This is a genomic window from Microbacterium sp. C5A9 (assembly GCF_022627955.1).
Lineage (GTDB): Bacteria > Actinomycetota > Actinomycetes > Actinomycetales > Microbacteriaceae > Microbacterium.
This window is the reverse complement of the sequence record NZ_JABXGD010000003.1, coordinates 342,585-362,745: the sequence shown is the minus strand read 5'-3', so window position 1 is coordinate 362,745 and position 20,161 is coordinate 342,585. Positions and strand designations below refer to the sequence as shown.

Genomic DNA, 20,161 nt, shown 5'->3' with positions numbered 1-20,161 from the left:
TCAGGCCACCATCCCGCGCCACACGACCTCGACCGCGGCCCGCATGCGCGTCGCGACGGCCGGGTCGTCCATGCGGTCGCCGCGGACGACGACCTGGTAGTACGCGGCTCCGGCGATCGCGTCGAAGCAGGCCTCGACGTCGAGATCGGACCGCAGCTCACCGCGATGGATGCCGGCGCGCAGCGCGTTCAGCAACGGCACCCGCCGCCGCGAGACGTGCGACTGCCAGTACGCCTTCTGCAGCGCGCGGTCTGCCATGACGAGGCGGATGCGCTGGCGGAACCGCTCCTCGGAGTATCCGGATGCCGCGACCGACAGCGCCACTCCGCTCTCGCCCAGACCGAGCCCGTCGAACAGCGCATCGCGAAGATCGACGTCATCGGGGTACTCGGGCGGAACCGTGCGTCCGACATCGAGGGCCGCAGCGATCAGGGTCGTCAGCGACGGCCACCGCCGGTACAGGGCCGCACGGCTCACTCCGCTCTGCGTGACCACGCGGCTGACCGTCACCTCCTGCCCGGCGTCGATGATCGCCAGCGTGGCGGCCACGATCTGACCGTCCATGTCCTCATCACGCGGACGACCGGGGCGACGGCGCACCGTCACCCCGGCATCCTGATCGACGACCGTCATCAGACCCGCGCCCGTTCGCGCAGCCGCTGGATGGTCGCCTCAGACAGCCCGGCCGCGCGCAGCGGACCGAGAGGGTCGCCGTGCTGGGCGCGCAGCGTGTCGAGGAGCGTGCGCATCGACACGTCCATCGAGCCCTCCAGCAGCGACGACGTCTTGTCGACGGCCGAGGCATCGAAGCCGAGTGCCTTCCACATCGCGCCCATCACCGGGGCCGTGCGCTGCATGATCGCCACCATGTTGTCGCCCGTGCGGGCGTAGTCGGCGACGATGTCGTCATCCTGCGCACCCAGGGCGAGCAGCAGCATGGCCGCGAGCACACCGGTGCGATCGCGGCCGGCCGCGCAGTGGAACGCCGCGGCCCCCGGCGTGTGCGCGATCACGCTGAGCGCCGTCACGAGCTGGGGCGCCGCGACCTCGACCATGCGCAGGTACATCTGCGCCATGCCCTCGTGGCTGAGCTCCGGGCCCTCGTCGCCCATCGAGCGTCCGACATCCGCGATCAGCGGCAGGTGGTGGTACGCGACGGGATACTCTGCGAGCGGCCCGCGCCCGGTGACCGAGACCTCGAGCGGCGAACGCAGATCGATGACGGCCGTGAGCCCGCCGGCGACCAGCTGCGCGGCGACCTCGGTCGTGACGTACGCGAGGTCGTCGGTGCGGATCGCGAGGCCTTCGCGCAGCACTCCGCCGTCGATGGGGATGCCGCCGAGATCCCGCAGGTTCACGGGGGCGCTGAGCACGAGGTCGACGTCGGCGATGGTCATGTGATTCTCCTTCGGATGAGGGCGCTGCCCTGGTCGATCAGCGTGACGAGCACGATGATGCAGATGATGATGGCGCTGAGGTGGCCGTAGTCGTACATGCGCATCGCAGTGGTCAGCTCGAGGCCGATGCCACCCGCGCCGACGAGGCCGAGGATCGTCGCGCCGCGCACGTTGCCCTCGAACAGCAGCAGCGTGTATGAGGTGAGCAGGGGCGCGGCCTGCGGCAGGATGCCGTACTGGATGACCTGCCGCTTCGACGCTCCGACGGCCTGCATCGCCACGACGGGTCCGCGGTCGACCTGCTCCATGGCCTCGGCGAAGATCTTGCCGATCGACCCGATGGACCCGAGGGTCATGGCCAGGATGCCGGCGAACGGCCCGAGCCCGACCGCCGAGACGAACATCAGCGCGAACACGAGATCGGGCACCGAGCGGATGATGTTCATCACCCAGCGGGTCGGGTAGTAGACCCACGTCGGCGCGATGTTCGATGACGCCCCGAAGGCGACGAGCAGCGACAGCACGGCGCCGAGCACCGTGCCGACGACCGCCATCTGGAACGTCTCGAGCAGCAGCGCGAGGATCGTGCCGATCTTCGAGAAGTCCGGCGGGAAGAGGCGCGACAGGAACTCGCCCATGTTGATCGCGCCGTCGCCCAGCTTCACGAAGTCGAACCCTGCGCCGTTGAACGACCAGATCAGGATCAGCGCGGCGATCGGCAGACCGATCAGGAAGCGCGCGCGAGGCACGCGGAAGGCCCGCTCGAGGCGCGACCGCTCGGACGCGTCGAGCACGGGGCGGGTGGTCGGGCGGTCCTTCGACTGCTCAGTGGGGCGAGGGTCAGTGAGCGTCATCGTCGTGCTCCTCGTCGTCGTCGTAGAGAGGCGACAGCGCCGCGGCATCCAGCTGCGAGGTGGCGCCGGCGACCAGCATCCGTCCGTGCCGCAGGCCGATGATGCGGTCGCTGTGCGCGAGGGCCAGCGGCAGCACGTGCAGGCTGACCAGCACCGGAATGCCGTCGTCGGTGGCGATCTCGCGCAGCAGGTCGAGCACGCTGTCGGCGAGCTTGGGGTCGAGTGATGCGACCGGCTCGTCGGCGAGGATCACCTTGGGCTGCTGCATGAGCGCGCGGGCGATGGCGACGCGCTGCTGCTGTCCGCCCGAGAGCGACCGCGCGGGCGCACCCGCCTTGTGCGCGATGCCCACCCGGTCGAGCAGTTCGAGCGCGCGGCGACGATGCGCGTTCGAGAATCCGCCGATCATGTTGATGGGTCCGGCACCGTGCAGTGCGCCGGTGAGCACGTTGGTCAGCACGCTCAGGCGCGGGATCAGATTGAACTGCTGGAACACCTGCCCGACATCCGACCGCAGGGTGCGCAGCTCGCCGCGCGCGAGGTTCGTGACGTCGTGGCCCGCGACCCGCACGGACCCCGCCGAGATCGGCGCGAACCCGGTGAGGCTGCGCATCAGCGTCGACTTGCCCGACCCGGAGGCTCCGAGCAGCGCGACCATCTCGCCCGGGAAGAGATCGAGGTCGACGCCGTCGAGCACCGTCGTGGTGTCGTACGCGACGCTGAGGTCGCGCACGGTCACGAGGGGCAGAGCCTGGCGGAGTTCGGCCGTGGGGGTGCGGGGACCTGAGGCGGGAAGGGCGGATGCCGCGGCATCCGCCCCCGCGAGTGCGGGACTCGTCACTTGAGGTCCTTGAGCTCGACACCGGCGACCGCGGCGATCTCGGCGAACGACTCGAACGACGAGGCGGCGGGGTCGACCGTCTGCTCGGCCGCGGCGAAGGCGCCATACGCGCCGAGGCGCTCGGCGTTCTCGGGCGAGAAGACCTCGGCGATGCCCTCTTGGATCAGCGTGCGGGTGTCGGCGTCGAGCGACTGGCGTCCGAGCACCGCACCCTGGATGTCCATGGCCGGGCTCTCCCCCACCGCACGCCACTCGCCGTCGGCGAACGGGAACATCGGAGCGCCGAGCTCTGTGAGCATGACGGCGGTGCAGGCGGCATCCACCTGTCCCTGTTCGAGCGCCGCGAAGCTGCCCTCGTGGCCGCCGGCGAAGATCGCCTCGTAGTCGGTGCCCTGTTCGAGGCCCGCCTCGTGCAGCATGTACACCGGCATGAAGTAGCCCGAGCTCGAGGCCTGGTCGGCGAACGCGACGGTGGTGCCCGCGAGGTCCTCGACCGTCTGGATCGACGAGTCGTTCAGCACGACGCAGGTCGAGACCGGCTTGCCGTCGCCCTGGAACGCGACGAGGGCGTCGACCTCGCCCGTGTTCACGGCGAGCGCCGAGGGGAAGCCGCTCATGATGCCGATGTCGACGTGGTCGGCGCGGATCGCCTCGACGACGCTCAGGTAGTCGGGCACGTCGGTCACCTCGACGTCGCGCCCCGTGGCCTCCTCGAGGAGTTCGGAGAAGACCTCGATGGGGTTCTCGGCGGTGGGGTCCTCGCCGACGGGGATCGTGGCGATCGTGATCGGAGCGTTCGGGTCGGCCGGGGCCGCCTCGGCAGACGGGCTCTGGCAGCCGGTCAGAGCGAGGGCGGCGAGGCCGAGGAGGCCGACGGCGGGCAGGGTGAGGCGGCGCATGATGACCTTTCGGGAGGAGATGTTCCCGAATTCCGAGAACACGGGTATTCCAACTCCTGAAGGTGTCGCGCAATTACGAGACCGCCGTACTCGAAACGGAACGCTGAGTGAACGACTGGTGACGGGCGACCGGGCAGGCCACCGGGGAAGGGGGCCGGGAGAACGGGGAAGGGGGATGGGGGTGGCCGGGTCTAGAGTGTGCGGATGACGTCGGATGCCCGTGCACGCCTCGACGCCCTGCGCGCGCAGGCGGGCGACCGCATCGCGGTGACGGCGGCCGCGCTCGCCGAACTCACCCACGACCGGGAGAGCTCGAACGACGACGACGAGCACGACCCCGAGGGGGTCACGCTCTCGTCGGAGTGGTCACGACTGACCGGGCTCGCCGAGGCCGCGGCGACCGAACTGCGGCAGGTCGACGAGGCGATCGCACGGCTGGAGGCCGGCACTTACGGGGTGTGCGCGCACTGCGGCCGACCGATCGCGACCGCCCGCCTCGAGGTGCGGCCGTTCGCCACGCACTGCGTCGCGTGTGCGGAGGAGCTCGGGCTCTGAGCCGCCCCTCCGCGCCCACCGGAGCGTGCCCTCACCACGGGAAGACCGTCATCAGCGGAAGGCGTCACCAGAGGAAGGCCGTCACCACCGCGAAGACCAGACCGAGCGCGGCGACCGGCCACCAGAACCAGGCACGGCGGCGAGGGAGGAACGGCAGCGGTGTACGGGATGCCCGCAGCGCGAGCACGCCCACCGCGGCGAGCGCCGGAGCCAGTGCGATGCCCCACACCCAGCCGCCGACAGCGAACCACGGCCCCGAGTTCCAAAGCAGCAGCAGTCCTCCCGTCGCCCAGATCAGGTCGCTGATCGAGGGCAGCAGCGACGTCGCCCGCACTGCGCGGATCAGGGCGATCGCCCCGAACAGCAGGGCGATTCCGAACAGACCCCAGCCCAGGATGACGGAGGGCTCGGCGACGCCGGTGATCGGGGCGCCCGAGGCGTACGACATCGCGATGTAGTCGGCGGGGGCCGAAGTGTTCGACAGCGCGAGGAAGGCGGTGCCGGCCTCCCGGTCGAGCGTGAGGATGGTGCGGAAGCCGGCCGTCCCTCCGTTGTGCCAGGTCTGGGTGCCCTCGCCCGTGAACGAGGCCGAGGTGATCCAGCCCCAGCCGATGTCGACGCCCTCGGCCATGGTGCCGGTCGGCTCGAGCGCGGCCGCGCCGGGGGCGCTGCCGTCGAGGTTGGCCTGTGCCCAGGTGGCGAGATCCGCGGCGGTCGTGAAGGTCGACGCACCTGCCGGGAGGTATCCCTCACCCCACCAGCGCGTCGCGGGGGTGCCGTTGATCAGGAAGCCGGGCACGGCGTCGGCGGGCACCTCTGCGGCGGTGGCCGCGACGACCGTGTCGTCCATGCCCAGCGGCTGCGTGATGCGGTCGTGCAGCAGCGCGGCGTAGTCGTCGGCTCCGGCGGCCTCGACGAGGGCTGTGCCGAGAAGCGATACCGCGAAGTTCGAGTACACCGACCCCTGATCCGGGTCGACGGGCGCGATCGCCGCGTCGGCGATGAGCTGCTCGGTCGTCGTGGACGAGTACGCGTTCTCGTTGAAGAGCACGCTCGCGACGGATCCCTCCTCTGCCGTGGCCCCGAGACCGGGCAGCCCTGACGTGTGCTGCGACAGCGAGGCCAGGGTCACTCCGCCGGCGGGCGTGCCCTCGAGCTCGGTCAGGTGCTGCGCGAGCTCGTCGTCGGGCGCGACCTCGCCCCGCTCGATGGCGTCGGCGAACAGCGCGCCGGTGAAGGTCTTGGTGATGGAGCCCAGCTCGAACACCGCGTCGGGACCCGGCGCACCGGGGGCCGACGGGTCGGCGTCGCCGAGCCCCGCGAAGACAGTTCCGTCGGGCCCGATCTCGGCGACCGAGAGCGCGCGGAAGCTGTCGAGGCTGCCCGGCAGCGAGCGGATGCGGTCGGCGAGCGCGGCATCGCCCGAGGTGGATGCGCTCACGGTCTGATGCTGCGGACCGATCGCCGCGCCGACGCCGACGCCGATGACGGCGGCCGCTCCGATGACGGCGAGGATCGCCCGCGTGGGGCGGCGGCGCGGAGCATCCGGTGTGGACGTGGGGTCGAGGTCGGTGGGGGTCGGGGAGGTCATCGGGGGCTCCTCAGCTCGAGGCGATCATGGTCAGGACGAGGAGGGGAACGACGCGCGCGCCGGGAACCTCGTAGTACCCGCGACGCGGCGAGACGAGCCAGCCCGCGGTCACGAGCTGACGCAGGTGGTGGTACAGCTGGCCCGACGACGCGAGGTGCTCGAGCTCGAGAAGCTCGGCCGTCGTGTGGGCGCCGCGCATCACCTGACGCACCAGTTCGAGGCGGGCGGGGTGCCCGAGCGCCTCGAGGGGGCGGGCGAGGTCGCTCCAGTCCTCGGAGAGCAGCTTCTCGGCGTACAGCCCGTACTGCCAGCGGATCGGACCCGCCGACGTCTCGACGGCCCCGGCCATCATCACCGCACCGGGTGCGCGGCGACCGAGCTCGTTGACGAACCACAGCGGATCGTCGGCGGATGCGTCCGGCTCGGCGTCGTCCGGCGCCTCCGCACGAGGCGCGGCGGCGGACCCGGCATCCGCAGGCGTCGCAGGCCCCGCGTCGGCGAGCGCCGAGAGGCGGGCGACCTCTCTCTCGAGCTCGTCGAGACGGCGTTCGATCGCGTTCTGCTCGTCGGCTTCCATGTTTTGACCGTAGCAAAACTTCGTAATTACGTAAAACCGACTCTTTCCAAGCGGCGCTTTGACGGCGCCGTCAGAGCGCCGCCAGAGCGCTGTCAGAGCGCTGTCAGAGCGCCCCGAAGGCGATCACCGCGCAGCTCACGCCGACGATCAGCAGGATCGGGGCGGCGACGATGCCGCACCAGAAGCTGCGTGCGGCATCCCTGTCGGGGACCAGCGCGGCGACGGCGGCCGCCACCGTCAGCAGCACCCCCGCGAAGACGAACACCGGCTGCATGAACACCCACGCCAGCGGGATGAAGTGGATGCCGACGACCGCGAGCACCAGCGGCGCGATCAGATCGCCCCGCCGACGCCTGGTCGCCCAGATCGCCAGGACGATGATCGCGACGACCTCGATCCAGAAGACGATCACGTACCAGGTCGACGCCGCGCCGCCCCAGGTGATCGCCGTCGGCAGCTCCCAGTTGCGGATCGCCGTGGGCAGGCTGACTCCCGCCAGCGCCGCACCGCCGAGGCTCAGCACCCCGAGGATCACCCGCCAGATCCCCGGCTTCGGCGGACGCTCCTGCGCCCACCCCGCCCAGACGAACGCCGCGATCCCGAAGATCGCACCGGTCATGAGCAGGTCACGCGGGAAATCGTCGATGATCATGCGGCCAGGCTATCGACCGACCGGGCGTTTCTCGAGGGTCCGGCTCAGGCCTCGATCGGCGTCCAGGACGTCGCGCGGATGCCCTCCCACAGCCTCGACAGCCGAGCGGCCATGTCGATCGAGGGATCGAGGAGCCACTGCACCTGCAGCCCGTCGGCCGCGGCGATCATCAGATCGGCGACGTACGGGACGTCGACGCCTGTCCCCATGGTCTCGGCGGCCTGCTCGCTCTCGACGGATTCGATCACGAGAGCGCGCACCCAGGCGAAGCGCTCTTCGAAGTACGCCCTCGCCGGATGCCCCTCGATGGTCGCCTCGGCCGAGTACTCGACGTACAGCCGCACGAGTCCCGGCACCGTGGCGTTGTGGGCGATCACGTCGAGAAAGCCCTGGAACCCCTGATCCGGCGAATAGAACTGCTCGTGGTCGCGTGCATCGCGGGCGCGCAGCACCTCGACGAACAGATCTTCTCGCGTGCGGAAGTAGTGCATCAGCCCCGGCTGCGTCAGCCCGACCCGGGCGGCGATCTCGCGATTCGACGACTTGCGCGTGCCCATCTCGGCGACGACGTCGAGCGCGACCGCGAGGATCTCGGCGCGCTTGGCCGCACCCTTCGCGTACTGTCCCCGTCGCGTCATCTGGTCAGTCTAGGAGAATCCGATGAACAGCCCGAGTGCGGCTGCGGGAACCGGATGTCTCCCCCTGCGCATCCGACCCCCGCCGCCCCTCCCCGCTACTTCACACTCTTGATCGGGAAGATCACGACCGCGCCTATCAGCGCCAGCACCCCGCATATCGAGAACCAGAGACCGTAGTTGTTGCCGTTCTCGCTCCCGATGTAGACGATGAGCCCGCCGATGAGGGGTGCGAACGTCTGCGGCAGAGCGTTGGCGATGTTGAAGACGCCCAAGTCCTTTCCGGAGTCGTCAGGATTGGGCAGCACGTCGACGACGAGCGCCAGATCGACCCCCACGTACATGCCGTACGCGATCCCCAGGAACGCCTCGAGGACATAGAACGCCGTGATGTCCTGCACGAAGATCAAACCGACCGTCCCCGCCGCAAACATCACTGTCGAGGCCCAGACGAAGACCTTGCGTCGACCGAGCCTGTCCGACAGCCTGCCTGCGATGATGCTCACGACCACGAGCCCGACCGTGTAGATCAGAACACTCGTCGAGATCACCGCGGGGATGTCGGGCTCCGCGACACCGACGTGGTTGAGCAGGTAGAAGTACCGGAAAGCCGTGAATCCGAAGCTTGCAAACGTGATGAGGAACCGGGACCACCAGGCGAGCGCGTAGTCCGGATGCTGCACCGGGCTCACCCAGAAGGTCTCCCACCAGTCACGGAGCGAGGCACGCGGCGGCTTTGTCGGCAGCACCTGGTCAGGAAGCACGATAGCGAAGACGACCATCGCGACGATCGCGAGCACCGACGGGGCCACGAACATGATGACCAGGTCATTGACGAAGAACTGCGCGACGTATGTGCCGCCCAGGATGCCGACGTTCTGTGCGATTCCGAGGGCTGCCGTGATGGTGCCGCGCTGGAACTTCGGGACCTGATCAGCGATGGTGGCGATGAACGGCGCAAGCGTCATGTTCGCGCCGAGCTGGGCGAAGGCCCACCCGATCGTCGCAACGAGCAGGCTCGGGGCGAGCGCCATGATCAGGAAGGCCACCGTCATGATGACCGTGCCGAGCACGATCCAGATGCGCCGACGGCCCCACCTGCTCGTCGTGCGGTCGGACACCCGGCCGAACACGACATTCGCGATGGTCGCGAACAGCGCTCCGACACCTCCGAGGATCGCTGCCGCGCCCGTGGCTCCGTTCTCGGGGATCACCCCCGCCGCGACCAGCGACTGGATCTTGATGCCGATACCGACGATGGCCGGCCCCAGGAGGGCGATGAAGAACACCAACTGCGCGATGAGCAGCCAGGCGACGTAACTCTTCTTCGCCGGTTCGGTCGGTTCGGTGAACCAGTGATGCTCTCGCGCGATGGCACTCGCCGTCGTCATTCCCGACGGCATACCCGCTGCGGACCCGCTCATACCTGCCTCCTTCGGCCGGTGGGAGTCCGAAGGCACCGCCACGCTGCGATGTCGACGTTCTGCTCCCGTCGCTGGAAACCTAGACCTTTCAGGTTTTCAGCACAAGAGGCCTCCGCCGACATGACGCGTCGGCTTGTGCAGAAAAACCTAAGGAGATAAAGTTTTCACGTTCGAGCGCGGGCCGCGCCATCCGATGCGGCCCGGAATCGGCTCAACGGCGAGAGGAATCACATGTCCGAGCCCACCGGCGCGAGCGCCCAGGACCTCACCCTCGACGAGAAGGCCTCGCTCACCAGCGGCGCCGACTTCTGGACGACCAAGAGCGTCGACCGCCTCGGCATCCCGTCGCTCATGCTCACCGACGGACCCCACGGACTCCGCAAGCAGGGCGGCGACACCGACCACCTCGGTCTGGCCGGCAGCATCCCGGCCACCTGCTTCCCGCCGGCCGTCGGCCTCTCGGCGACCTTCGACCCCGAGCTCGCCGAGCGCGTCGGCGTGGCCCTCGGCATCGAGTCGGCCATCGAAGACGTCGCGGTGATCCTCGGACCGGGCATCAACATCAAGCGCTCCCCGCTGTGCGGACGCAACTTCGAGTACATGTCAGAGGACCCGATCGTCTCGGGCGCGATGGGTGCGGGGCTCGTGCGCGGCATCCAGTCGCAGGGCGTCGGCTCGTCGCTCAAGCACTTCGCCGCGAACAACCAGGAGACCGACCGGCTTCGCGTCTCGAGCGACGTCGATCCGCGCACCCTGCGCGAGATCTACCTGCGCGGGTTCCAGCGGGTCGTCGAAGACGCCCAGCCGTGGACCGTCATGTGCTCGTACAACCGCATCAACGGCGTCTACGCATCGGAAGACCCGTGGCTGCTCACGACCGTGCTCCGCGACGAGTGGGGCTTCGAGGGCATCGTGGTGTCGGACTGGGGTGCCGTGAACGACCGCGTCTCCGGCCTCGTCGCGGGCATGGACCTCGAGATGCCTTCGTCGGGCGGGCGCACGGATGCCGAGATCGTCGCCGCCGTGCAGAACGGCGGCCTCGCCGAGTCCGACCTCGACACCGTGGTCGACCGCCTGCTCGACCTCACCCGCAAGGCGCAGGCTCGCCCCGCGGCATCGGGCCCGCTCGACGTCGACGCGCACCACGCCCTGGCCCGCGAGGTCGCCGGTCGCTCGATCGTGCTGCTGCGCAACGAGGGCGGCATCCTCCCGCTGCAGCCCTCCACGAGCCTCGCCGTCATCGGCGAGTTCGCCCGCACCCCGCGCTTCCAGGGCGCCGGCTCGTCGCAGATCAACCCGACCCGCATCGACACCGCGCTCGACGAGATCCGCGCCCTCAGCGACGCCGACGTCTCGTTCGCCGCCGGGTACACGATCGATGCCGCGCCCGACTCCGACGCCGCCGCGCTGCGTGACGAAGCGGTCGCCGCCGCATCCGCCGCGGACGTCGCCGTGGTCTTCCTCGGGGTGCCCGCACACGAGGAGTCCGAGGGCTTCGACCGCGAGCACATCGACCTCCCCGCGGCCCAGCTCCAGCTGCTCGACGCGGTTCTCGCAGCCAACCCGAACGCGGTCGTCGTGCTGTCGAACGGCGGCGTCGTGGCGCTGCCCTTCGCCGACCGGGTTCCCGCGATCGTCGAGGCCTGGCTGCTCGGTCAGGCCGGAGGCGGTGGCACCGCCGACGTGCTGTTCGGCGTCGTGAACCCCTCGGGCCGCCTGGCCGAGACGATCCCGCTGCGCATCGAGGACACTCCCGCCTTCGGCAGCTTCCCCGGCGAGCACGGCCACTCCGTGTACGGCGAGGGCCTGCTGGTCGGGTACCGCTGGTACGACGCCCGCCGCATGGAGGTCGCCTACCCGTTCGGCCACGGCCTGTCGTACACGACCTTCGCCTACGGCGATGCGACCGCATCCGTCGCCGAGTCGGGCGACGTCATCGTCACGGTGCCTGTGACCAACACCGGATCCGTCGCCGGCCGCGAGGTCGTGCAGGCGTACACGAGCCTGCCTGGCTCGTCGGTGCAGCGGGCACCCCGCGAGCTGAAGGCCTTCGCGTCGGTGCTGATCGCCGCGGGCGAGACCGCCCAGGTCGAGCTGCGCCTGCGCCGCGCCGAGCTGGCCTACTGGGACACCCGCATCGACGGCTGGGTCGTCGAGGGCGGCGACTACGCGATCGAGGTCGGATCGTCGAGCCGCGATCTGCGGGCGCGCACCACCGTCGCCGTCCCGGGCGACGAGGTCGTGCTGCCCGTGACCCTCGGATCGTCGTTCGATGAGCTGCTCTCCGACCCGGTGGTCGGCGCCGATTTCAGCGCGGTCATCGCCGAGAAGTTCGGCACGGAGGGCGACGAGATGCTCAAGATGCTCGGCAACTTCCCCGTCGGGCGCCTCGACGGCTTCCCGCTGCCGCGCACCGAGCTCGTCGCCCTGGTCGAGCGCGCACAGCGCGGCTGAGACACGTTCCCGAGGGCACGGCTTCGGAGCGGATGCCGGGACACGCCGGGGCTGAGTCGCACCGCCCCGCGTGTCCGCGGTGAACTCCGAAGCCGTGCTCGGGCCTGAGGCCCGGGTCCGGCCCCCACGACGCCGCGAAGCCCGCGAAGTAGGCTGAGGGCATCATGGACGAGTTCATCCGGGGGTTCTGGGTCTTCGCAGGCAGCTACTGGTGGCTCGTGTTCCCGATCATGGGCATGGCCGGCGGCGCCGCGAAGGCCTGGGAGCGCAGCTCCAAGCGCCGCCATGAACGTCGCATCGAGACCCTGCGCCTCAAGGCCGAGATCAAGGCCGCCCAGCTCGAGGCGCGCGGAAAGACGCTGCGCCCCGGTCCGGTGATCCTCGACACGGCCGCTCCCGTCGCACCGAACACCCTTCTCGAGCGACTCTTCGCCGAGCACGACGAGATCACCGCGCGGTGGCTCGACTACGAGCTCGACGTCGCCAAGCTGATCGCCTATCCCGCCATGAGCGACGGACGCCAGCCGCTGGTCGCCGCGTTCCTGCGGGCCAAGAAGATCGCCGATGCGCTGCGCCCCGCGTCTGCGGACGCGAGCGTGACCGAGCGGCAGGTGTCGGAGTATCTCGACGCCGTGGGGGCCTACGCCGTGGCGTTCGAGATCGCCGAGAAGGATGCTCGGCGCCTGCGCGACTCGACCTTCACCGAACCCGAGCGCAAGCGCCTCGACCGCGCGCAGCAGCTGCTCAAGGTCGCCGTCGACGAGTCGGCGACGCAGGCCGAGCGCAACGTCGCGTACCGCCGGGTGCGCGACGAGCTCGAGGGACTCATCCTGCTCAGCGACGAGGCGGTGCAGGTGCTCGAGAAGCAGGTCGCGCGGGAGATCACGGCACCGGCGGCGCCCGACGCGAGCGCGACCGCACCGGCTCCCGAGCGGGTTCCGGAGACTCAGCCCGAACCCGAGCGGATGCCGCTGCGCAAGACCGACGATCTGCCGTGACCCCGCAGGCGGCAGTGCGCGCGATCTAGCGGTCGCTGGTCTCCGGGTCGTACAGTCCGCCCACGTGCTCGAGCGCGAACTCCGCCAGCTGCTCGACCGCCTGCCGGATGTCGTCGCGGGCGTAGTGATTGCGCTCCCAGCTCGCGTAGAGGGCGCACTGCATCGGCCGTCCGCGGTGGTGGAGCGTGCGGGAGACGAGCCCGAAGCGCGGCGGCTCGACCACGACGCAGGGGCCGTGTCCGGCGGACGATCGGGCCTGGATGATCGGCGCATCCGCCCCGAAGCCCGCCATCTCGACCGACCACGCCTCGCTCTCGGCCACGCGCTGGATCTGCGTCCAGGCGGCCGACCCCGTCCCCGAGGTGAGGAACGGAGCCGCGAGCAGCTCCTTCAGCTCCGGGCGATCATGAGCCGCGAGCGGATGCGACGCCGGCATCTGGCAGAGCAACGGGAGAGTCATGACCCGCACGCTGCGGAGCCGCGAATCCGGCACGCTCGTCGTCACGGCCAGGTCGGCGCCGGAGCGGAGCCGGTCGTAGGTCTCGGGCGGTGTCGCGACGACGACATCCGAGATGGGCCCACCGGCCGCAATGAACGGTGCGAGCACGAGCACGCTCGTCATCTCGGGCGCCGCAGCGACGAACGAGCGCTCTTTCTGCACGACTCCCGTCATCACCTCGCGGGCTCGACGGCCCCGCCGCACGAGGTCGCGGGCCATCGGTTCGAGGCGGTCGCCGGCGTAGGTCTTCACCATCCCCTGGGGCATGCGCCGGAAGAGCGCCGCACCGACCTGCCTCTCGAGCGAGGCGATCTGCCGCGACACGGTGGGCTGCGTCCTGATCAGGCGTTCTGCCGCGACGCTCACCGAACCGCAGTCGATGACCGTGACGAACGCTTCCAGCTCTCGCTCTCCGTACATACGTAAAGCGTATGCGGTCAGCCGCTTTCCTCATTGGACGAGCATGGGTCGAGACGGTGAGGATGGGCACACCCGATCCACACCCGATCCCCTCCCCGACAGAGAGAGCCTTCCCGATGGCCAACTCCCGCACTGACAGCAGCACTGCCCGGCAACGTCGTTCGATGGTGGGTGCCTTCGTCGGCACTGCGATCGAGTGGTACGACTTCTACATCTTCGGCACGGCGGCCGCGCTCGTCTTCGGCCGCGTCTTCTACCCGGACGTCGCGCCCGGCGCGGCCCTGCTCGCGTCGTTCGCCACCTTCTGGGTCGGATTCCTGATGCGCCCGGTCGGCGGCCTGGTGTTCGGCCACTTCGGCGACAAGTTCGGTCGCAAGAACGTGCTCGTGCTCACGCTCATTCTGATGGGCAGCGCGACCACTCTGATCGGCCTCCTTCCCACCTACGCGCAGATCGGCATCCTCGCCCCGATCCTCCTCGTCGTGCTCCGCGGCCTCCAGGGTTTCGCGGTCGGCGGCGAGTGGGGCGGTGCCGTGCTGCTCTCCACCGAGAACGCCCGCGCCGAGAAGAAGGGTCTCGCCGGCGCCTGGGTGCAGCAGGGATCGCCCGCAGGATCCATCCTGGCGACCGTCATGTTCCTGCTCGTCGGGCTGCTTCCCGACGAGCAGTTCATCAGCTGGGGATGGCGCATCCCGTTCCTCGTGTCGGCGATCCTCGTCATCGTCGGCCTCGTCATCCGCGTCAAGGTCGAGGAGTCCCCCGACTTCGTCGCCGCGAAGGAGAGCAAGGAGGTCGTGAGCGCCCCGGTGCTCGTCGCGATCCGCACCGCGCCGCTGCTCATCGGCCTCGGCGTGCTCGCCTCGGTCATGGGCATCTCGAACGCCTACTTCTCGAACACGTTCCTGCTCGCCTGGACCACCGGCTCGCTCGGCATCGACCGGCAGCTGATGCTCAACATCCTGCTGGGGATGGCGGTCCTGCAGTTCATCTGGCAGCCGATCGCCGCGAAGATCGCCGAACGGCTCGGCATCGCCCGGGTCATGCTCGCGGGTCTCGTGCTCAGCGTGCTGCTCACGGTGCCGTACTTCCTCGCGATCCAGGCGGCATCCCCGCTGTGGATCACCGTGACGCTCTACGCGACGATCCTCGGCAGCACCGCCTACTACGCTCTGCTCGCGACCCTGCTGGCCTCCGCCTTCCCCGCACGCATCCGCTACTCGGGGGTCTCGCTGGCCTACCAGCTCTGCGCCACGGTGTTCGGCGGATCGACGCCTCTCGTCGCACAGTGGATCCTCAACTCGACCGGCGGGAGCGTCTGGGGCGTCGCCGTCTTCTATGCCGCGATGATCCTCGTCACGATCGCCGGAGTCTGGGGACTGCAGCGACGGATCACCCGATCGGTCGCCGCAGAGACCGCCACCGTGACCGTCGCCTGACAGCCACCACGACTGCCCGACCGCCGTCCGACGGCGGTCGGGCTTCCACCGCCCGTCATCGAAGACCGGAGAGACAATGCGCGTAGACGCGATCTTCACCAACGCCCGCATCCGCACACTCGACCCGGAGCGCCCGACGGCGCACAGCATCGGCACGCTCAACGGCCGCATCGTCGGGTTCGACGACGAGCTGCGGGGCCTCGATGCCGATCGCGTCGTGGATCTGGGCGGCCAGCCCGTGCTGCCCGGATTCCACGACGCCCACCACCACCTCTCTCTCACGGGGTTCCGGCTCGCGTCGTTGAACCTGCGTCCTGGTGCCGTGAACTCCCTCTCCGAGCTGTACGAGGCGGTCCGCGAGCACGCCGAGGGGTTGGCTCCGGATGCCTGGGTACGAGGGTCCGGCTACGACCAGAACTTCCTCGAGGGCCACCCCACGGCCGAGGAACTCGATCGCGTGGCGGGCGGTCGACCGGTGATCCTCGAGCACGTCTCGGGCCACATGATGGTCGCCAACACACGGGCCTTCGAACTCGCCGGCTACTCGCGGCGCGAGGGCTTCCCCGAGATCGCGGGCGGCGGCATCCCCCGCGACAGCGACGGCCGCCCGCAGGGGCTTCTGCAGGAGTCGGCCATGGCCCCGATCTTCGCGCTCGTGCGGCCCATGGGACTCGACGAGGTGCAGCGCAACCTCGGGCTCGCGAGCGACCAGGCGCTGAGCTACGGTCTCACGTCGGTGACCGAGCCGGGCATCGGTGAGATCCGCATGGTCGGCAACAGCCCGCTCGACTACCACGCCTACCAGACCGCGGTCGAGCAGCACCAGCTGCGGGTGCGCACGACCCTGATGCCCTACATCACGGTGCTGCACCCCTTCTCGGATCTGCCGGACAAGCAGATGCTCGGCCTCGATCTCGGCATCCGCACCGGCCTCGGCGACGACATGCTGCGCGTGGGCCCGGTGAAGATCGTCGCCGACGGCTCGTTCATCGGACGCTCCGCCGCCATGCACGCGTGCTTCCACGGCGAAGCCGACAACTTCGGCGTGCTGCTGCACGAGCCCGAGGCACTGCGCGACTACATCGTCGGGGCGCACCGCGCCGGATGGACCGTGGCCACCCACGCGATCGGCGACCGCGCGATCACGCATGTGCTCGACGCGATCGAGCACGCGCAGAGCATCGCACCGCGGCCCGAGGTGCGGCACCGCATCGAACACTTCGCACTCGCGAGCGACGCCGACATCGCCCGGGCCGCCGCGCTCGGCGTCATCCCCGTGCCGCAGGGAGTCTTCGTCTCGGACTTCGGCGACGGCATGGCGGCCGCGGTCGATGCGGATCGACGCGACGACATCTATCGGGTCAAGTCGCTGGCGGATGCCGGGATCGTGCTCAACGGCTCGACGGACTCCCCGATCTCCGACGCGAACCCCCTCGTGTCGCTGCGCGACATGGTGCTGCGCCGCACGTCGAGCGGGGAGGTGCTCGGACCACGGGAGCGCGTGAGCATCGACGAGGCCGTGCGCGCCTACACCCACGGCTCGGCCTACGCCGTGGGGCAGGAGAAGAGCAAGGGCACGCTGAAGGCCGGCATGCTCGCCGACTTCATCGCCCTGAGCGACGACCTTTACGAGATCGCGCCCGAGCGGATCGCCGACCAGCAGGTCACCACGACGGTCGTCGGCGGCGAGGTCGTCTTCGGCGACGGGTCCTGATCGCGCTGCTATAGCCTCGGGAGACCGGGTTCCCTCAGAGCCCGGGTCCCATCAGAAGGGCGGACGGATGCGCAGCGTCTCAGACCAGACCATCGCCGAGCACGTCGCGTCGAAGGCCGCTACAGAGTGACCGGCGATGTGACCCCGAAGACGGTCGTGCTCACCGGCGCATCCGACGGCATCGGCGCAGCCTCCGCGCGCCAGCTCGCGGCATCCGGCCACCGCCTGATCCTGGTCGGCCGGTCGCCCGAGAAGACGCGCGCGGTCGCCGCCGACACCGGAGCCGAGTGGTTCACCGCCGACTTCGCCCGGCTCGATGACGTGCGCGAGCTCGCGACGAAGATCGCGGATGCCGTGGGCGACGACGGCATCGACGTGCTCGCGAACAACGCCGGCGGCATCTTCGGCGACCGGACCCCGACGGTCGACGGCTTCGAGAAGACGCTGCAGGTCAATCACCTGGCGCCGTTCCTGCTGACGAACCTGCTGCTGCCCCAGCTGCGCGCCGGTCACGCGGCGATCATCAACACGTCGAGCGTGGCCCACCGTCTGTTCGGCCGGATCGACATCGACGACCTCGACAACCACGAGAACTTCAGCGCGAACCGGGCCTACGGCGACGCGAAGCTCGCCAACGTGCTGTTCACCAAGAGCCTGCACGCGAAGTTCCACGACGAGGGGCTGACCTCGGTCGCCTTCCACCCCGGCACGGTGCAGACGAACTTCGCCTCGGACTCGAGCACCGTCATGCGGCTCGTCTATCGCACGCCGCTCAAGCACCTTCTGCTGATCAGCAGCGAGAAGGGCGGCAGCACGCTGAGCTGGTTCGTCGAGGGCACCCCGGACGAGACCTGGATCTCGGGCGCGTACTACGACGAGCGGGTGCTGACCCGCCGCGTGAACCCCCGCATCGAGGATGCCGCACTGGCCGAGGCGCTGTGGCAGAAGAGCGCCGAGCTGGTCGGGATCCCGGCCTCCTGACCGCATCCGGTCCGCGTGGATCCGGCGTCCAGCACGCAGGGGTATGCTGGCACATCGGGTCGTGTGACCCCTTCAGAGCGCGAGAGGCGGTGATGGCGATGTCCGGTGATAGTTGCGACGCCGCCTTCGTTGCGTCGCGTCTGACGGCATCCGTGCGTTGAGCTCCGGCTCCGCACCTGCACGTCCTGCTCCGCAGCCGTCGGCGGCGTCTTCCGCCCCCTGACGAATTCTGCGCACTCCCGACATGCCTCGGTGTGCGCCTGCGAGAACGGAGCCAGCCATGGCCCTCATCGACAACGGCGTGTACGTCCACGGACGTCGCGTGGAGACCCCGAAGAACCTCGACGAGACCTACCGGTCGCTCGATTCCCACGGCGGCATCGCGTGGATCGGCCTGTACCGGCCGAGCCCGCAGGAGGTGGCCTCGGTCGCCCGCGAGTTCGACCTGCATCCCCTCGCCGTCGAAGACGCGCTCTCGGGGCACCAGCGGTCGAAGGTCGAGCGCTACGGCGACACGCTCTTCGCCGTGCTGCGCCCCGCCCGGTATCGCGACGAGCAGGAGTCGATCGAGTTCGGCGAGCTGCACCTGTTCGTCGGACCCGACTTCGTCGTGACCATCCGCCACGCGGAATCGCCGGACCTCGCGGCCGTGCGCCGCCGCATGGAGGCGCACCCCGAGCTGCTCGCGATGGGACCGGAGGCCGTGTTCTACGCGATCCTCGACGAGGTCGTCGACGGCTACGAGCCGATCGTCACCGGGCTGCTCAACGACATCGACGAGATCGAGGACCAGCTGTTCGGCGACAGCGACGACGACGCCCTCTCGCGCCGCATCTACGAGCTCTCCCGCGAGGTCATCAACTTCCAGCGCGCGGTGCACCCCCTCGCCGGGATGCTGGAATGGCTGCGCCGCGGGTCGGAGAAGTACCGCATCGACGAAGAGCTGCAGCGGTCGCTGCGCGACGTGCTCGACCACGTCATCCGGGTGAACGAGCGCGTCGACTCGTTCCGCGCGATCCTCGAGAACGCCCTCACCGTGCACTCCGCCCTGGTCGCCCGGCGGCAGACCGAGGCGGGACTCGCACAGAACGACGAGATCAAGCGGATCTCGTCGTGGGCGGCGATCATCTTCGCGCCGACGCTCGTCGGCACGGTCTACGGCATGAACTTCGAGGGGATGCCGGAGCTCGGCTGGTCGTTCGGATACCCGATGGCGATCGGGGCCATGGCCGCCTTCGCGCTGGGACTGTTCGGGGTGTTCAAGTACAAGAAGTGGTTGTGACGTCGCCGGCGTGACACGCCCTCGGCGCTAGGCTCGAGGGCGTGTCGAACGCCGATTCCCCCGCATCCGCCGCCTCCGATCTCCGCCGCCTCGCCGAGTCCCTGGCGAGTGCCGAGCCGCTGAACTGGGTGATCACCGGAGATTCGATCACCCACGGGCTGGTGCACACGCACGGCGGCCGCAGCTACTCCGAGCACCTGCACGAGCTGATCCGCGGCGAGCTCGGGCGCACGCGAGACATCGTGCTCAACTCGGCGATCAGCGGGCACCGACTGCCCGACATCCTCGGCGACTTCGAGCGGCGCGTGGCCGGGTGGCGTCCCGACGTCGTCACTCTGATGATCGGCACGAACGACATGTCGACCCAGCAGGGCAGCCCGTTCGTCGAACCGGCGGCGTTCGCGGCATCCCTCCGCGAGTTCGTGGCGCGCGTGCGCACACTCGGCGCGATCCCCGTGCTGCAGACACCGCCCTCGATCGACGCCGCCAACGCGCCGGGCCGCGAGCGGCTCACGGAGTTCGCGGACGCCGTGCGCGAGGTGGCCGCGAGCGACGACGTGATCCTCGTCGACCAGCACGCGCGCTTCACCGAGCTCGGCGGCGGCGGAGTGCCGTGGGGCCTGATGAACGACCCCTTCCACCCGAACGCCGCCGGCCACGCCGCACTGGCCCTCGAGCTCGCCACGACGCTCGGCCTGAGCCCCGCCACATCGCGGACGCTCCCGCTGCTCGACGCGCAGGTGCGCGCCGCGCGCCTCGTCTGAGATCCCACCCCTTCACGCCTCAGCACGAACAGGCCTGATCGCGCGCGGTGCCGGCAGTGCCGCCGCTGACGCGCGCCTTCCTGCTGCGCCGTGATCGATGAGCCCTCCGACGATCCGGAGAAGTTCAGTATTCGGTGTTGCTAAGTACCGGTGCTCGGTGTTACTTTGTACCGGTACCCAGCAACACT

19 protein-coding genes are annotated in these 20,161 nt (G+C 69.7%); 8 read left to right on the top strand and 11 right to left on the bottom strand.

All coding sequences use genetic code 11. The annotated features are described in order from the left end of the window. Genes HWD99_RS08495 through phnD form a run of 5 tightly spaced genes read right to left on the bottom strand, consistent with a single transcriptional unit; the run spans window position 1 to window position 3,991 of the window. On the bottom strand, window positions 1–633 hold the full coding sequence (locus HWD99_RS08495) for a TetR-like C-terminal domain-containing protein (RefSeq protein ID WP_241795796.1): 633 nt from the start codon (window positions 631–633) through the stop codon (window positions 1–3). Then, a complete protein-coding gene (locus HWD99_RS08490; RefSeq protein ID WP_241795795.1) occupies window positions 633–1,397 on the bottom strand; it encodes a tyrosine-protein phosphatase in 765 nt (254 codons plus the stop codon). The genes HWD99_RS08495 and HWD99_RS08490 overlap by 1 nt, the downstream gene beginning before the upstream one ends. After that, on the bottom strand, window positions 1,394–2,251 hold the full coding sequence (gene phnE, locus HWD99_RS08485; RefSeq protein ID WP_241795794.1) for a phosphonate ABC transporter, permease protein PhnE: 858 nt from the start codon (window positions 2,249–2,251) through the stop codon (window positions 1,394–1,396). Before phnE ends, HWD99_RS08490 begins: the two co-directional genes overlap by 4 nt. Then, complete coding sequence (locus tag HWD99_RS08480) at window positions 2,238–3,092, bottom strand: phosphonate ABC transporter ATP-binding protein (RefSeq protein WP_241795793.1); 855 nt, start codon at window positions 3,090–3,092, stop codon at window positions 2,238–2,240. Before HWD99_RS08480 ends, phnE begins: the two co-directional genes overlap by 14 nt. Then, window positions 3,089–3,991, bottom strand: coding sequence for a phosphate/phosphite/phosphonate ABC transporter substrate-binding protein (gene phnD, locus HWD99_RS08475; protein WP_241795792.1), 903 nt, complete (start codon window positions 3,989–3,991; stop codon window positions 3,089–3,091). The genes HWD99_RS08480 and phnD overlap by 4 nt, the downstream gene beginning before the upstream one ends. 204 nt (window positions 3,992–4,195) lie before the next feature. Here phnD and HWD99_RS08470 point away from each other — a divergent pair, with 204 nt between their 5' ends. Beyond that, the gene (locus HWD99_RS08470; RefSeq protein ID WP_241795791.1) at window positions 4,196–4,546 is read left to right on the top strand and encodes a TraR/DksA C4-type zinc finger protein; all 351 of its coding nucleotides are present in this window, start codon (window positions 4,196–4,198) and stop codon (window positions 4,544–4,546) included. Window positions 4,547–4,610: 64 nt separating this feature from the next. Here HWD99_RS08470 and HWD99_RS08465 read toward each other — a convergent pair whose 3' ends face one another. The 5 genes from HWD99_RS08465 to HWD99_RS08445 all read right to left on the bottom strand — a co-directional run bounded on the left by HWD99_RS08465 (window position 4,611) and on the right by HWD99_RS08445 (window position 9,425). Further along, a complete protein-coding gene (locus HWD99_RS08465; protein ID WP_241795790.1) occupies window positions 4,611–6,137 on the bottom strand; it encodes a serine hydrolase in 1,527 nt (508 codons plus the stop codon). Window positions 6,138–6,147: 10 nt separating this feature from the next. Further along, window positions 6,148–6,714, bottom strand: coding sequence for a helix-turn-helix transcriptional regulator (locus HWD99_RS08460; protein WP_241795789.1), 567 nt, complete (start codon window positions 6,712–6,714; stop codon window positions 6,148–6,150). Between the two features lie 103 nt (window positions 6,715–6,817). Beyond that, the gene (locus HWD99_RS08455) at window positions 6,818–7,366 is read right to left on the bottom strand and encodes a hypothetical protein (protein WP_241795788.1); all 549 of its coding nucleotides are present in this window, start codon (window positions 7,364–7,366) and stop codon (window positions 6,818–6,820) included. Between the two features lie 44 nt (window positions 7,367–7,410). Continuing rightward, complete coding sequence (locus tag HWD99_RS08450) at window positions 7,411–8,004, bottom strand: TetR/AcrR family transcriptional regulator (RefSeq protein WP_241795787.1); 594 nt, start codon at window positions 8,002–8,004, stop codon at window positions 7,411–7,413. A 95-nt stretch (window positions 8,005–8,099) separates the two neighbouring features. Further along, entirely contained in the window at window positions 8,100–9,425 is a 1,326-nt protein-coding gene (locus tag HWD99_RS08445) for an MFS transporter (protein WP_241795786.1), read from the bottom strand. A 231-nt stretch (window positions 9,426–9,656) separates the two neighbouring features. Here HWD99_RS08445 and HWD99_RS08440 point away from each other — a divergent pair, with 231 nt between their 5' ends. Continuing rightward, complete coding sequence (locus HWD99_RS08440; RefSeq protein WP_241795785.1) at window positions 9,657–11,879, top strand: glycoside hydrolase family 3 C-terminal domain-containing protein; 2,223 nt, start codon at window positions 9,657–9,659, stop codon at window positions 11,877–11,879. Window positions 11,880–12,043: 164 nt separating this feature from the next. Next, window positions 12,044–12,877: a hypothetical protein gene (locus HWD99_RS08435; RefSeq protein WP_241795784.1), complete on the top strand. Its 834-nt coding sequence runs from the start codon at window positions 12,044–12,046 to the stop codon at window positions 12,875–12,877. A gap of 25 nt (window positions 12,878–12,902) precedes the next feature. On the opposite strand, the gene HWD99_RS08430 is transcribed toward HWD99_RS08435, so the two are convergent. Next, window positions 12,903–13,796, bottom strand: a complete 894-nt coding sequence (locus tag HWD99_RS08430; RefSeq protein WP_241795783.1) for a LysR family transcriptional regulator — start codon at window positions 13,794–13,796, stop codon at window positions 12,903–12,905. Between the two features lie 164 nt (window positions 13,797–13,960). Here HWD99_RS08430 and HWD99_RS08425 point away from each other — a divergent pair, with 164 nt between their 5' ends. The 5 genes from HWD99_RS08425 (at window position 13,961) to HWD99_RS08405 (ending at window position 19,973) form a co-directional block, all read left to right on the top strand. Continuing rightward, window positions 13,961–15,232, top strand: a complete 1,272-nt coding sequence (locus tag HWD99_RS08425) for an MFS transporter (protein WP_241795782.1) — start codon at window positions 13,961–13,963, stop codon at window positions 15,230–15,232. A 76-nt stretch (window positions 15,233–15,308) separates the two neighbouring features. Further along, window positions 15,309–16,946 carry an amidohydrolase gene (locus tag HWD99_RS08420; protein ID WP_241795781.1) on the top strand — a complete coding sequence of 546 codons (1,638 nt, stop codon included), beginning with the start codon at window positions 15,309–15,311 and terminating at the stop codon, window positions 16,944–16,946. Window positions 16,947–17,084: 138 nt separating this feature from the next. After that, window positions 17,085–17,927, top strand: coding sequence for an SDR family NAD(P)-dependent oxidoreductase (locus HWD99_RS08415; RefSeq protein WP_241795780.1), 843 nt, complete (start codon window positions 17,085–17,087; stop codon window positions 17,925–17,927). Between the two features lie 280 nt (window positions 17,928–18,207). Further along, window positions 18,208–19,209 (top strand): magnesium and cobalt transport protein CorA, encoded by a 1,002-nt coding sequence (locus tag HWD99_RS08410; protein ID WP_241795779.1) that lies wholly within the window; start codon window positions 18,208–18,210, stop codon window positions 19,207–19,209. A 41-nt stretch (window positions 19,210–19,250) separates the two neighbouring features. After that, the gene (locus HWD99_RS08405; RefSeq protein ID WP_241795778.1) at window positions 19,251–19,973 is read left to right on the top strand and encodes an SGNH/GDSL hydrolase family protein; all 723 of its coding nucleotides are present in this window, start codon (window positions 19,251–19,253) and stop codon (window positions 19,971–19,973) included. Window positions 19,974–20,161 lie beyond the last annotated feature (188 nt).